The 12,701-nt window shown below is 57.3% G+C and carries 19 protein-coding genes and 1 pseudogene; 11 read left to right on the forward strand and 9 right to left on the reverse strand.

The window, feature by feature from the left end; all coding sequences use genetic code 11:
• Positions 1-2: 2 nt before the first annotated feature.
• From E4T63_RS12715 to E4T63_RS12740, 6 genes are all read right to left on the reverse strand, one after another.
• On the reverse strand, positions 3-1,631 hold the full coding sequence (locus E4T63_RS12715) for a YqaJ viral recombinase family protein (protein ID WP_135295629.1): 1,629 nt from the start codon (positions 1,629-1,631) through the stop codon (positions 3-5).
• Positions 1,628-2,515, reverse strand: coding sequence for a recombinase RecT (gene recT / locus E4T63_RS12720; RefSeq protein WP_135295630.1), 888 nt, complete (start codon positions 2,513-2,515; stop codon positions 1,628-1,630). Before recT ends, E4T63_RS12715 begins: the two co-directional genes overlap by 4 nt.
• Positions 2,516-2,671: 156 nt before the next feature.
• Positions 2,672-2,866: a hypothetical protein gene (locus E4T63_RS12725; protein WP_135295631.1), complete on the reverse strand. Its 195-nt coding sequence runs from the start codon at positions 2,864-2,866 to the stop codon at positions 2,672-2,674.
• Positions 2,863-3,054 (reverse strand): hypothetical protein, encoded by a 192-nt coding sequence (locus E4T63_RS12730; RefSeq protein WP_103302231.1) that lies wholly within the window; start codon positions 3,052-3,054, stop codon positions 2,863-2,865. The genes E4T63_RS12725 and E4T63_RS12730 overlap by 4 nt, the downstream gene beginning before the upstream one ends.
• On the reverse strand, positions 3,051-3,455 hold the full coding sequence (locus E4T63_RS12735) for a hypothetical protein (RefSeq protein ID WP_135295632.1): 405 nt from the start codon (positions 3,453-3,455) through the stop codon (positions 3,051-3,053). The genes E4T63_RS12730 and E4T63_RS12735 overlap by 4 nt, the downstream gene beginning before the upstream one ends.
• 190 nt (positions 3,456-3,645) lie before the next feature.
• On the reverse strand, positions 3,646-4,074 hold the full coding sequence (locus E4T63_RS12740) for a hypothetical protein (RefSeq protein ID WP_226501436.1): 429 nt from the start codon (positions 4,072-4,074) through the stop codon (positions 3,646-3,648).
• A 715-nt stretch (positions 4,075-4,789) separates the two neighbouring features.
• Between E4T63_RS12740 and E4T63_RS28520 the strand changes: the two genes are divergently transcribed.
• Positions 4,790-4,960 (forward strand): hypothetical protein, encoded by a 171-nt coding sequence (locus E4T63_RS28520; protein WP_167797074.1) that lies wholly within the window; start codon positions 4,790-4,792, stop codon positions 4,958-4,960.
• Between the two features lie 81 nt (positions 4,961-5,041).
• Here the strand turns inward: E4T63_RS28520 and E4T63_RS12745 are convergent.
• The 3 genes and pseudogenes from E4T63_RS12745 to E4T63_RS12755 form a co-directional block, all read right to left on the reverse strand.
• Positions 5,042-5,176: pseudogene (locus E4T63_RS12745) on the reverse strand (DUF2388 domain-containing protein); the annotation flags it as partial.
• A 6-nt stretch (positions 5,177-5,182) separates the two neighbouring features.
• On the reverse strand, positions 5,183-5,464 hold the full coding sequence (locus E4T63_RS12750) for a hypothetical protein (protein ID WP_135295634.1): 282 nt from the start codon (positions 5,462-5,464) through the stop codon (positions 5,183-5,185).
• Between the two features lie 185 nt (positions 5,465-5,649).
• On the reverse strand, positions 5,650-6,438 hold the full coding sequence (locus E4T63_RS12755) for an XRE family transcriptional regulator (protein ID WP_135296921.1): 789 nt from the start codon (positions 6,436-6,438) through the stop codon (positions 5,650-5,652).
• 116 nt (positions 6,439-6,554) lie between these two features.
• Here E4T63_RS12755 and E4T63_RS12760 point away from each other — a divergent pair, with 116 nt between their 5' ends.
• The 10 genes from E4T63_RS12760 to E4T63_RS12805 all read left to right on the forward strand — a co-directional run bounded on the left by E4T63_RS12760 (position 6,555) and on the right by E4T63_RS12805 (position 12,587).
• On the forward strand, positions 6,555-6,758 hold the full coding sequence (locus E4T63_RS12760; protein ID WP_025110113.1) for a Cro/CI family transcriptional regulator: 204 nt from the start codon (positions 6,555-6,557) through the stop codon (positions 6,756-6,758).
• A gap of 81 nt (positions 6,759-6,839) precedes the next feature.
• Complete coding sequence (locus tag E4T63_RS12765) at positions 6,840-7,262, forward strand: phage regulatory CII family protein (RefSeq protein ID WP_135295635.1); 423 nt, start codon at positions 6,840-6,842, stop codon at positions 7,260-7,262.
• Positions 7,263-7,326: 64 nt separating this feature from the next.
• Positions 7,327-8,181 carry a BRO-N domain-containing protein gene (locus tag E4T63_RS12770; protein ID WP_135295636.1) on the forward strand — a complete coding sequence of 285 codons (855 nt, stop codon included), beginning with the start codon at positions 7,327-7,329 and terminating at the stop codon, positions 8,179-8,181.
• Between the two features lies 1 nt (position 8,182).
• A complete protein-coding gene (locus E4T63_RS12775; protein ID WP_135296922.1) occupies positions 8,183-9,154 on the forward strand; it encodes a phage replication protein in 972 nt (323 codons plus the stop codon).
• Positions 9,141-9,938, forward strand: coding sequence for a hypothetical protein (locus tag E4T63_RS12780; RefSeq protein ID WP_135295637.1), 798 nt, complete (start codon positions 9,141-9,143; stop codon positions 9,936-9,938). Before E4T63_RS12775 ends, E4T63_RS12780 begins: the two co-directional genes overlap by 14 nt.
• The gene (locus E4T63_RS12785) at positions 9,935-10,162 is read left to right on the forward strand and encodes a hypothetical protein (RefSeq protein WP_135295638.1); all 228 of its coding nucleotides are present in this window, start codon (positions 9,935-9,937) and stop codon (positions 10,160-10,162) included. The genes E4T63_RS12780 and E4T63_RS12785 overlap by 4 nt, the downstream gene beginning before the upstream one ends.
• A complete protein-coding gene (locus E4T63_RS12790; protein WP_135295639.1) occupies positions 10,155-10,625 on the forward strand; it encodes a hypothetical protein in 471 nt (156 codons plus the stop codon). The genes E4T63_RS12785 and E4T63_RS12790 overlap by 8 nt, the downstream gene beginning before the upstream one ends.
• A complete protein-coding gene (locus E4T63_RS12795) occupies positions 10,622-11,266 on the forward strand; it encodes a recombination protein NinG (protein WP_135295640.1) in 645 nt (214 codons plus the stop codon). Before E4T63_RS12790 ends, E4T63_RS12795 begins: the two co-directional genes overlap by 4 nt.
• Complete coding sequence (locus E4T63_RS12800; RefSeq protein WP_135295641.1) at positions 11,263-11,940, forward strand: hypothetical protein; 678 nt, start codon at positions 11,263-11,265, stop codon at positions 11,938-11,940. Before E4T63_RS12795 ends, E4T63_RS12800 begins: the two co-directional genes overlap by 4 nt.
• Positions 11,941-12,155: 215 nt before the next feature.
• The gene (locus E4T63_RS12805) at positions 12,156-12,587 is read left to right on the forward strand and encodes a hypothetical protein (RefSeq protein WP_135295642.1); all 432 of its coding nucleotides are present in this window, start codon (positions 12,156-12,158) and stop codon (positions 12,585-12,587) included.
• Positions 12,588-12,701: the final 114 nt, after the last annotated feature.

Below are 12,701 nucleotides of genomic sequence, written 5' to 3' on the forward strand. Positions count from 1 at the left end.
GATCACGCTGCCACCTTGACCAGCCTAACACCGGCCATGCTGAACTTGTCGCCTTGGGCTGCGACCATTGCGTCGAGTGCTTCCCAGTCCACAGTCAGCACCGAAATTGGCGCTTGGCCGTAGGCTACGGCTTTGATCAGCGATTCCAGATCGAACACTTCAGCCTGCAGGTTCACCGGCGCCGCGGTTGTGGTCGCTGGCTTCGACGCAGACTGAACCGGCGCAGCGACTGTTACCGGTGCCGGGATTGCGACTGGCGCGGGTTCGATCGGCGCCTTGGCTTTCGCCTCATCCTCGATTCGCTTCAGCTCCTGCTGGCGGATCTGCTCGCGCTGGGCTTCGGCTTTCTGCTCTTCGGCTTTCTGGTGTTCCGAGATCCGCACCTTGATCAGCGCGACTAGGTCGTCGTTCGCTTTCATCACCAGCTGCTGAACGTCGTTGAACAGGAACATATATTCGGCGGCGAGCTCGTCCAGGCTGGCCAAGTTGCTCCGGATGCTGTCGCCGACCTGGCTTGCGGCAATCTTTGCCCGGGCCAGCTCGGAATCGGCAGAGTCGCGCAGGCTGCTGATCGTCTTTTTGCCTTTGATGGCTCCGGCGAAATCTGCAGGCACCGCCGGCATGCGCGCTTTACCGCCCAGTGAAGCGTTGATCTGGTCGATGTGGACCTGCAGCGCCTTGGCTGCATCCATGACGATGTCTTCACGGATGCTGAGCTTGCGGGCTTTCACCAACTTGTCGAGCATCAGGCGTTTGGCGCGCGCCTCGGCGCTGATTTCGTCAATGGTGCGGAACAGCGCGTCAATGCTTTCGGTTTGGCTCAGCGCGTGCTGCTTGGCGGCTTCCAGTCGCTCCTCGACATCGCCACACCACTTGACCGTTTTTTCGGCGTCAGCGAAGTGCTGATCGGTTTCCAGCTCGGTGTTGATTGAGCTGAAGACAGCCAGCGAGTGGGCTTTGAACTGCTCCAGGTTGCTGGCAGTGACCATGCCGGTCACCTCGATCCGCAGAGCTGGCAGTGACTCCGGCGTTTTCCCAACGGCCTCCGGCACCACCTCGGCGGAAGTGAAGTCCTGCAGGTCGGCTTGGAATTGTTTCCAACCTGCGACGAGCGTCGCGGCGCGGCCGGGCACCGGCGCGTATTCCATCGACACGAAGTTTTCCTCGGTGCCGTCGGAGCAGACGAAAATTACTTTCTCGGCGCCGCTGACCAGCAGCTGCTGTTCCAGCTGCCAGTAGTAGTGCGGATCCAGCGTGCCGGCGCGAACGTCGGCAGCAAGTTGCTCGTTCCACATTTTGTGTTCGAACAGCACGTCACCGAGGATTGTGCAGCCATCGAGGGATGCGAGCAGATCACCTTCGGTGCCGACGACGGGAAACAGGTCCTCGCCAATTCGCCCCTCAAGAATCGGCCGAGCGAGCGCCTCCGCTTCGTGCCCTTTGTCGAACAGATTTTTCTGCACCCACCACGACACGTCCCGATCGAGACCGGTCTTCTTCGCGTGCAGCAGTTCAGTGCGCTTCATCTGCTTTGAGGCGCCCATCATTGCCGGCGCTTCTGAAGCCGTGAAGTAGTTGGCGCGGAGCGCGTGCCAGGCTTCGGAGCCCTGAGCGACATTGTGGATCTTCATTCGTGGTCTCCTTCAATCGGCGCGAGCGCTTTGATCTTGGCGATCTGCTCTTCGCTCAGTGTGAATTTGCTGCTGACAGTTGCGATCAGGTGATCAGGGGCGGAGCGCCCGGCGTCGACAGCGACTTGCCATTTAGGCAAGTTCTCTGCGAGCTTCTCGTCGGGGTAGGGCGGAAGTTCAGCTGGCGCCGCGCCACGCGCCGGTGATACGTCGCGAATGGTTGGTGCGCTTTCTTCCAGCTCATCCGGGCTGTACACGCCGAGGATCACGTCCGGGCAGTAGAGGCGCGACCAGCGTTTGGTGGCGAGGTATGCCAATTGCTGGCGAGGATCGTCAGCCCAGAGGGTGCTGTTACGGGTGCGAGCCTGGGCCAGAAGCAGCTCAAGCACGCGCGGCTCGTCTTCGCCCCGGAAGGTCGCCCAGACCTTTACGCCCAGACCTTGCTCGTCCTCAAGCTTCCAGCCCGGGACGCGGTACTCACCTTTGTCGCCGTTCTTGATGGTGAATTTACCGATCACCTTTTCCCAGGCGCCGTACCACTCGTAATGCAGGCGATCCACTACAGGTGCGCAGGTAGTGATCACCGCGTTTACCAACTGCGCTTCGTAGCCCAGCACGCCGTTCACCAAGTGCGTTTTCTGCGCCACGGCGAACGGGTTCATCCTCCACTGCATCGATTGCATGACGACCGCCAGACAATCCGCCGGGTTACCGTTGAAGTGCTTGGGCAGCGTGGCGCGGCCGGTGGCCATGACTTCGGCCAAGCGCATCATCTTGTCCAGGCTGTCGCCGTCCAGTACCAAGGCGCTGGTGCTCGTTGCTGCGTGCGGAAGGACGTGGAGGTTTCGGTCGTGCGCCACCGGCGCAACGCTTTGAGCGGACATGACTGTTCCTTGCCGCGCGGTGCGCAGCGATTGAATGCTTTGTTTATTGAGTGATGCGATCGGCGAGGGCGCTGAGCAGCATCAAAAAGGTGAAAACGCCGAGGGAAGAAAACGCGCCGCGCCAGATGATTAGGCGACGCGCCCATTGGCGACCGGTCACGGGCGAACTCTCACCGCAATTCGCTTGCCCTTCATGGAGGGCGCCAGACGGTGCGGGAGACTGGCGACCAGATCCTCGCGCTTGCGGCCGATCACTTCGTTGAAGGGAAGGCCAAAGCCGAGCAGGGCGATCTTGTGTTCAATGTCCTCGAGCTGCTCGTCGATCAGCGATTTAACCGGTGCGGTACTCATGCGTCTTCCTTGCGCCGCTGACAGGTGTCACGCAGGCGTTTGCAGTAGTGGTTGAACTCGTCGGTGGTGATCGCGCCGTCGGTGAAGAGGCGGGTGATCAGGCCCTGCACCAGCAGGCTGATGTCTTCCTCGCCGGCGGGCGCTGACACACCATCAAGGGCTTGGTCGATCAGGATGTGAGGGCTCAAAACCCACACTCCCGTTCAACGCGATCGCTTTCGCGCTTGGCATCTCGGTATTCGTTGGCGTGCACCGCGACCAGGTCGCCGGCGAGTCTTCGAACAACCAGCGGATCGCCGCCAACTGCCTCTACTGCCCACTTATGCAGTACACCGCCATCCCCGCGACAGATCAGCTCGATCAGAATCTTCTCGATGGACCGATCGGGATCAGGGTTCGCGGCCATGTGATCCGCCAGCGCCGCCGGTAAGTGGTCAGCGTTGACCAGGACCTTGCTGCGACCTACCGGATTTGGCGCCTCGACGTGGCGTCGATAAAGCAGATCGTCGACCGACTCGGTCAGCCATTCCTGACCTGCCTCCGTTTCGAGAAAATCGTCTTCCGGGATGGGCTTGCGTAGAGCTGACATGGTCGTCTCCAGAGTGGCGGGTGTTGATCCAACAAAACTCGGATGCACTCATCCGCTCCGCTGGTTGCCGTTGGGAGCGGAGGGGAGTGCATTCGAGATTGGTCGGGAGATTGATGCCTAGCTGCGCGGACTCATTGGGGTGCGACACGCAGAAAAAAGCCCGCGAGAGAGGCGGGCTTTGGGGATGGCTTCAGAGGCAGTCGGACTTGCCTATTTGAAACTCGACTATCGGTGAGCTGGTTGAATCTTTGTAGAGGAGGTCAATGGAAAGCCCCGATTTTACGAACTGCCCTAAACCTTTTTCATTACAGAATGCAGAAGCTGCAAGCGCTCTTGCGTCCTTGGTGAATTCATCGGAATCCATTTCGTCTTTCGTAACTTTTGTGAGTGTGTAAGAGATACGCATGACCTCATCGCTGTAGGTCACAGAGTCGACGCGGGTTGAATCGTCGGATACTTTTCCGGACTGGACACTCATGATGAGCGCGAGCCCCTTTAGTTGGCGCTCCCGCTCCTGCTTTTTCTCTTCCGGGCCAGATTTTGCGTGCCATACCTGTACCAAGATAAAGAGCAAGGTCATTGCCGAAAAAAATATGATGATTCCGCGATTTTGTTTCAATTGAAATTACCGTAGCAAAAGGCCATTACTCAGTTGACCATGCCGGTAGCACCATCTCAAGTCGGAGGAGTTGCGTCATTGATCCACAAAAAGGCCCGACTGCAGCTATCCGCTCCGGTGAGTGCCTCTTGGCGTAGAGGGGAATCGCGCGCGGGTCGGGCGGAAGGGAAAAGGCGTAGTGGGGTAGTGGGGCCGGCGGTGGATTGATTGTCCTAGACGCCGGCAACGAGCATGGTCACTCTACGATGCAAATCCAGCGGTGATCTTCCCGGTATGGCGCGCGAGTGAAGTGAACATCTGAAACCAGATTCATGCCTCGCTCTTGGAGCGCTTCGGTGAGTTGTACGAGTGTCTCTGCTTGAATAGTCATTGCTGTCACCTCGTCAGATTTTCTACGTTCATAATTCTTGACCGGGCGGGCAACTGGCTAATTCAATTTTTCTACTCGGTCGATTTGTTCAATCCACACCGCAGAGCTCTCCCTGACTGTCCCCTTCATTCAAGACTCAGGGCAAGGAGGGCTCTGCGCTGTGGATTGATGCCGCCTCATCGAAGCGGCATCAATAAATCTGTGGTCTTTCTCCGCCCCATGCGCGGCGCCGCGGTTTCCCCACCTGGCCGGCGTCACACATTTCGGGTTCGGTGTTCTTCGCCGGCTGGCTTGCATGGTTTGGCGTCCTCCCATATGGGGAGTCCGGCAGGTTCCAGAGCCTGCATGGGGATCGAAGTTTGTGTTTCGCGCTATGCCCGTTTCCGGGGATCGATCCGCGAAGATTCCTGGCTGTTAAAGAGCGGCGCGGCTTTCGCCGCTGGGCCGGTGTTGTCTGGCTTGCGAATAAAAGTAGCAGTGCTGCTATTTAAAGTAAATAGCGCTGCTAATAAATAATTTGTGGGCGTAAAAATGCCCGCGCTTGGCGGGCTGAAGAACCGTATCTTGGAAAGGGTGTTGTAGCAGGCGGGAAAAGCCTCAAAAGGAGGTGGCGATCGCCTGGGCTAATTGACCGTCTGTCATATGTGGGAGAGGGTAGTACGCACGGTAATGTCGTACCGCTTGCTCAAATTGAGCGCCTCGGGTCTCGCCGTCTGAACCGATGAAGGCGAGCAAGTGCTATCTTCGAGGGCAGCCTATTTTGAAAGATCGAATGGACAGCGCTTCGTTCCTAGCGTCTTTCTCATCTTGATTTTTCATTGAGAATGTACCGTCTTGATAGCTCTTGGCCATGGCACTGTTATTTCTATCGATCTCGCCGTAAATGTGAGCGCACTCAGCGGACTTTGCTTCGGCAGTAGCCGGCGGCGGTGCGTTTTCGACATCGAGTACATATTGAGACTTTTGATAGGCGCATCCAGCCAATATGGATAGCGAAAGAAGTGCAATGATGTTTTTCATGAAACCTCCGTGTCATTTTCTGTGAATCTAGTGCCCTAAACAGCGCCAGCTTGAGGCGCGCCGCGGAAGACTTGCGGTTTTCGATGGGGCGAGCCATCAGCGTGCTGGATCCTTGGCCGCCATATTCGTCACATCGCGCTTATAGCGTTGGTTGGGCTTGCTGAGGGGCATTCCATACCCCTACATTAACGTGAGTACATCGCCCACCAGAACACATGCCCCAGAATCGAAATCTGCTGCTCCTGGATCTGCTGGAACGTGTAGTCCTCGTCAGGATGTTCATCACGGTTGAAGCTGCGTAGGCGAATTCCGATCGGGATCCGATAGACCTGCTTCACTCGAAGCTGCCCGTTGTGGTTGATGGCGTACATCTCGCCGTCGACGATGTCACTCAGTGAGTTTTTCCCCACGTTCACGCCTACAGTGGCGCCGTCGCGCAGCACGGGCACCATACTGTTGCCGCCTACTTTCACGCATTTCGCATTGCTGAACTGAACGCCGTTGTGGCGCAGATCCTTCTTGTTGAAGCGCAGACGCGAGTTGGCGTTTTCCTCGATGGCAAATCTGCCAGAGCCGGCCGCCAGTTCGACTTCGTGAAGGAAGGGGACGTAGACCTCGTCGTCATCGAGAGGGGTGTCGTCGTCCCAGGTCTCGATGCTCCCTAATTTTACGCTTGGCTGTATGCGCTCCTGCTGCACGCTGGCAACAGTGGATACCAGTCGAGAGCTGACCTCGCTTGCATCGAAGTTGAGCGCCTTTGCGAGCTTCAGCAGCGCTTCAACATTTAGTGGCACCTTCCCGGTGGCGTATTGGCTGAATGCGCTTTGCCCGGACCATCCGCATGCTTCGGCAACGTCCGCCTGCGTCAGGCTGCGCCCGGCCGCTTTAGCAGCTGATTTCCGCTGTTCGTAGATAGCTTTGAGCCTGGCGCTCTCGGCGACTTCTTCGGGGGTGAGGGGGCGACGTATTTTCATACGAATAAGAGTATTAGCAGAGCTGATATCCAAGCAAACAGCACTGCTAGTATTTTGTTGCTGATAAAAAGCAGCGCTGCTACTATCCATGGCAGATATCAAGCCGTGGAAATTCCATGAAAAAGATCCCTTTGAGCAAATACCTAGAAGAGCACGGCACTCAAGCCGCGCTTGCTGCTGCTCTTGGCGTGAACCAGAGCGCGATCTCGCAAATGGTTCGAGCCGGCAGAAGCATTGAAATCACCCTTTATGACGACGGCCGTATTGAGGCGAATGAGATTCGTCCGATCCCGGCGCGCCCAAAGCGAACAGCTGCCTGAGGCAGTCATTGCTTACTGCCCGAGCAAATGATCGCCCACGCACTGGCAGGGCGCCACGGAAACAAATTTGAGGTTTTACGAATGGAAGATTTTCTGCGGGCCTGCCAGAGCGCTGTCCTCGACAACGAAGCCAAGACCCTTGCTGCAAAGATGGGCGTTCCTCACGTTGGCCTGCTTCAGCGCGCCAATCCGGACAACGATGCACACCACCTGACCGTGGAGCATTTGTTCGGGATTCTGTTGCACACCGGCGACATGCGCCCTCTGGCAGCACTGGCGAGTGAATTTGGTTTTGACCTCATTGCGAAAGCTGCACCGGAGCCGCAAGCGTTGACCAAATCACTGATCAACGTCGGCAAAGAGGTAGCCGATCTGACCATCGCGGTGCACCAGGCGCTGGATGACAACCACGTCAGTTCTTTCGAGAAGAGCTTGATCCGCCAGGAGATCAACCACGTTCGGCAGAGCCTGGACGTGATGGATGCCTCGGTGAAGGCCGCCTGAATTCCGGGCACAAAAAAGCCGACGGAGAAGGTCGGCTGATTCGCAAAACTAGAGAGGCCCGATTATGCAGAGACAACCCAATCCAAGCAATACCCCCAAAAGTGTCGCGACACGTTTTTCGAATTCTGAAAACGTGTCGCGCATTCCAACTCAATTCAGCTTCCACGGACTGCTGGTTCGCGTTATCGACGACGGGAACGGTGAACCGCTGTTCATTGCCAAGGATGTCGCTGAAGCCCTGGGCTACACGAATACCTCCAAAGCCATCAACGCCCACTGCAAAGCCGTCAGCACCTGCCATACCGAAATGGGAGGTCAGGTGCGCGCGGTGCAGATTATCCCTGAGCGTGATCTCTACCGACTGGTGATGAAGTCCAAACTTCCTGCTGCCGAACAGTTCGAAGAGTGGGTCGTGGGTCAGGTGCTGCCGAGCATCCGCAAGACCGGCAGTTACTCTACACCGGTGCCAAACAAATCCAAGATCGTCGGCGAGCTTGCAATCCTCGAATGCTTCGATCGACTGCTGAAGCCCGCAGCATCCAGCAAGATGATGATGCTGGCCAAGATCGCCGCCAATAATGGTCTCGATGCCAAGTTTCTTCCCGGCTATGCCGTAGATGCGGCACCAGACGCAGCCGGTGGCAGCTCCATGCCAACCAAGGCCGTCACCGCGCTGATCAAGGAACACGGCATCGCCAGCACGGCTGCCGCCTTCAATCACGCGCTTGCGGCGAAAGGCATCCTCAAACAACTCCAGCGCAAAAACTCCAAGCAGGTGATGGTCGACTTCTGGTCCGTGACTGAAAAGGGTCTGGAGTTCGGGAAAAACCTCACCAGCCCTCAATGCCCACGCGAGACACAGCCTCACTGGTACGTGGATCGCTTCCTTGAACTGGCCAATTTGGTCGGGAAGGCCTGATATGCAATTCACCGTCACGATCAATCAGGTGAAGGCGTTGGAGTGGGGGCTGAACTCTCAGCAGGCCCTGCTGTTCGCTTTCGTCTACGGCTGCCCAAGCTGGGCGAAGCCAATCAAGACTGACGACGGGATCTTCTTCGCGTTGAGCAAGGCCAAGATCATTGATGAGCTGCCGCTACTCACTGACAAGCCGGACACTGCCTACCGCATGCTGAAGGCCTTGGAAGAAGCTGGCTTGATTGAGCTGTCCAGCACTTCGAACATCACTCTGTTCCGCCTTACTGAGAAGGCGATCGAGTGGAACCAGAAGCTGGACGGGTCGGAAAAATATCCGACCCCACCGAAGAACGAAGGTCGGAAAAAAATCCGATCTACATCGGAAAAAAATCCGAGCAAGGTCGGAGATAAATCCGAGCCAGGGTCGGAAAAATCTCCGACAAATCAGGATACCAATCATCAGGGTACCAATCAGGATACCAGTCAGGACTTGCAAGGCAGCCCGGACAAGCCGGCCCGCAATCTGGTGCTGGTGGTTGATCGCACCGATGCGCCACGGGTTGAGATTCCCGCTGACATGCCGGGCCCGAAAGACCAGTCCTGCAAAACCTTCAAGGTCTGGGCGAACTACGCCATGGCCTACCGCAAGCGCTACAGCACTTGGCCGGTGTGGAACGCCAAGGTCGGTGGGCAACTCGGCCAACTGGTCGACCGCCTCGGCGCCGATGTCGCTCACCACGTCGCTGCCCACTTTCTGAAAACCAGCGATGCCGCCGTCTTGCGCAAGTGCCACAGCCTCAACGAGCTGCTGGCCAACGCCGAGAGCTACCACACCCAGTGGGTGACAGGTCAGCGCATCAACGGGACAACCGCACGCCAGATGGAACGCACCGAGGCGAACGTATCCGCCGCCGAACAGGCCGCGCAAATGGTCTTGGCGAAGCGCCAAGCAGGGGAGCGCAATGAGTACCTTTGAAATGAACGACCAGCAGGTTGCTGGCCTCGCCGCCGCGATCTGCGCCACCGCTGAGGCCATGGGGCAGGAAATGAACCCAGGCACTGCGGCGATCATGGCCGAAGACCTCTGCGCTTACCCGGTGCCGGTCGTGAAAGCAGCGCTGAAGGCCTGCCGCTTTGAAGTGAGAGGCAAGCTGGCGATGGCTGACATTCTCCTGCGAGTGCAAGCCGCTGACGGCCGCCCGGGCAAGGACGAAGCATGGGCGATCGCCATGACCACCAACGATGAATTTGAAACCGTGGTGCTGACCGATGAAATCCAGCTCGCGCTGGCTGCTGCGAAACCTGTACTCGATGCTGGCGACAAGGTCGGTGCGCGCATGGCCTTCAACAGCGCTTACGAGCGTCTGGTGGGACAGGCTCGGGAGGACAGCAAAGAGGTGAACTGGCATGTGTCTGTCGGCTTCGACGCCAACCGCCGCAGGCAGGCGATCACCAAAGCTGTGCAAATGCAGCGAATTCCACAGGAGCGCGCTCAGCAGTACCTGGCCGACTTGAGTGTCGCGCCGGTCACTGAAGACGGTAGGGCCGTAGTTGCGCTGCTCACCGGTGAGGTCGCGCGACCTTCCCCAAAACTGCGGGAGAAGCTCGCCGCGGTGAAGGACTCGATGCTGGCAATGCGGAAAGCCACCGACGAGGAAAAAACAGAACTGCGAATTTTGGCAGCCAACGAGCTTGCTGATCGCCGGGCGCTGCTGATTCGGCAGGCCGAACAATTGAAAGCAGGGAGCGCTGCTCAATGAACATCGATAAACAAAAACTCCAGAAATTGCTCTGGGCCGAGGCAGCTTCATACCGCGCAGATTGCGCGAACTGGAAACATAACACTGAGGCCCTTCAGGACTTCCTCGGCGAAAAGACTGTGGAGGAGGTGGCGCTGGAGCTGTTGGCTGAGAACGAACGACTGACGCAGCAACTCGGTCAGTTGATCGACGAATTACCCGACAAGGTGGCCGCCCATGGCTGACAAAATCAGCGTCAACTGCCAGGCCAAGCTCTCGGAGGCCATCACGCGGCTCAGCAACATGTTCCGCGACGAGAAGTTCGTCGTGGTGAGCCTGCGGCCGGGCAAAGACCGCACGCTCGATCAGAACCGCCTCTGGTTCGCGATGTACAAACGCATCTCCGAAATGACCCAGATCGGCGACGCGGCCGACGCTCGTTGCTACTGCAAGTTGCACATCGGCGTGCAGATCCTGCTGAACGAGGACGCCGGCTTTCAGGCTGAGTGGTATCGGGTGATGCGGCACCTGCCATACGAGGCCAAGCTCGCCCTGATGGGTGAGTGCAAGCTCTTCGGCCCTGACGGGTTCCCGGTGACCAGCCTGTTCAATCGCGCCCAAGGCGTTGCCTACACCGACCGCATCGTTACACGGTTCGCACAGCAGGGCGTGTACTTCGATGATCTGCTGAGCCAGGAGGCTGCATGACGATTGAAAGGAAGCAGCCGCGCCCGAAAAAGTGCTCAGTCAAAACCTGCAGGGCCTCATTCGTCCCGAAGGTGAGCTTTCAGTCTTGGTGCTCGCCGGACTGCGCCGTTGTCATCGCGCGGGACAAGCAGGAGAAGAAGCGCAAGTCGCTGGCCAGCATCGAGCGCCGCGAGATCAAAGTCCGCAAAGAGGCCCTGAAAAGTCGCGGCGATCACCTCAAGGATGCCGAGAAAGCAGTGCGCGACTATCGACGCACCTATGAGCTGAGCATCGGCAGCGGCTGCACGAGCTGTGGTGAATCGCAGGAATCGATTCTGGCCGCCCAAGGATGGAAGGTGGGAGGGGCATTTGACGCGGGTCATTTCATGGGTAAAGGCGCCCGGCCGGAGCTGCGCCTGGAGCCTTCCAACATATGGCTTCAGTGCAAGGCCTGCAACTCGGGCTCCTACATGCACGCCCGTAAGGGATACACCGTTTCCCAAGGCTTTCGAACTGGACTTATCGCCCGCATCGGCCTGGAGGCCGTCGAAGCGCTTGAAGCCGACCACGAACCACGCAAACACACCGTAGAAGAACTCAAGGCGATCACCGCTGAATACCGGGCCAAGACCCGAGAACTGAAAAAGGGGCAGGCAGCATGAAACTGATCAACGCAAGGCAGGTATGGACTGAGGCTCAGCATGAATCGAACGCGTCGATCAGCGCTGCAGCCATTGACCGGGCAGAGTCTGCGCCGGTGAAAAAGGGCGCCCGTATGCGCCGGCATGAAGCGGTATTCGCCGCACTTGGTGAAGACAAGGAAGAGCGCATTCAGGTTGTGCGCGAAAGGATCAGTATCAGCGAGACGCGTCGCACGCCAGTTGGCCGCTCTACCGCTCGCGCCGCGCACTTGGCGATGATCGGAAAGGTGTTGCGCGCGATCGACACGCTGCCATACCAAGTGCAGCAGTTCGGTCACTACCTGTATCACCCGGCGATGAACATGCGACATCTACTGAACGCGGTGCTGCTGATCACCGCCAAGGCGGCGCTACCCGATCTGACCTCGGCCAAGCGAGTGAAAGCGCAGTACCTCGTTACTCTGGCCCTGCAGTCGTACAAAGGGGAGGTTCAAGGGGCGGCGGAGTGGGGGCCGGCGCGGGTCGCTGCTGAGATGGATGCCTTCTTCGGCGTCAGCATCGACACAAAGAACTGGACGCGTGACTGGATGGGACTCTGGGAAACCCTGAAAGAAGTCATTCAGGAAGTGGATATTCAGACACAACAACCTATTTGGCAGGTTATTCACGCGGAAAAAGATATAGAGGCGGCATAAACATATTGATATGACGGCGAATTGCGGTTACCTTTCCCATAGTGCGCAATTCACGCAACACGCACACGAATACCTGAGCCCGGCCTTCGAGCCGGGTTTTTTATGCTCGTTACTGGCGCATTGCCATTGCCCGTTCTTGAGATATCTGATCAAATTTACTTGGCTAGAAATCCTCCCAACGTTGCTAGACGGCGTATGAGGGGATTGAGCTAAGAATGCTAACGTTTAGCAAGCTGGGTCATAGATCGGAAAAGGGAAGAACAAGTTTGAGCGGAGTCTTAGAGACATTTAGTTTTGGCAAGGCAGTGGCAGTTCAAGCATGGCCAACATTTTGGCTTGCTTTGATATGCATTGGGGTTGTCTTGATCGTTATGAATTTGGTCTTGAGCACAAATTACCAGCGAAGCTTTGGTGAGGTCCTATTCAAGAAGGGCTATGTTTTGGCTTGCCTAGTTATATTCGCGCTTTGCGTGGCTATTCCACATGGCTGGGAGTACTTGCTGCATCCGGTTGTGGATTCGGGCGGGTTCGATAGCAAAGAAATCGACTCCCCTGAGAAAGTATTGTTTTTTGGCGATCTGGTAGGTTCAATTATCGGACTTCTTGCGGCATTTGGTGCAAGTATCGGGTATCAGAAGACGCACTAAAATGTTTTTTTAAATGCTGAGACTTATCAGCATAAACCCCGCCCTGCGCGGGGTTTTTTTATTGCTTGAATTCCACTGCAGCCGGGACAGCCTTCGGGAGGCCTGGACGCCGTT

Origin of the sequence: Pseudomonas fluorescens, from assembly GCF_004683905.1 — a bacterium.
Taxonomy (GTDB): Bacteria; Pseudomonadota; Gammaproteobacteria; order Pseudomonadales; family Pseudomonadaceae; genus Aquipseudomonas; species Aquipseudomonas putida_A.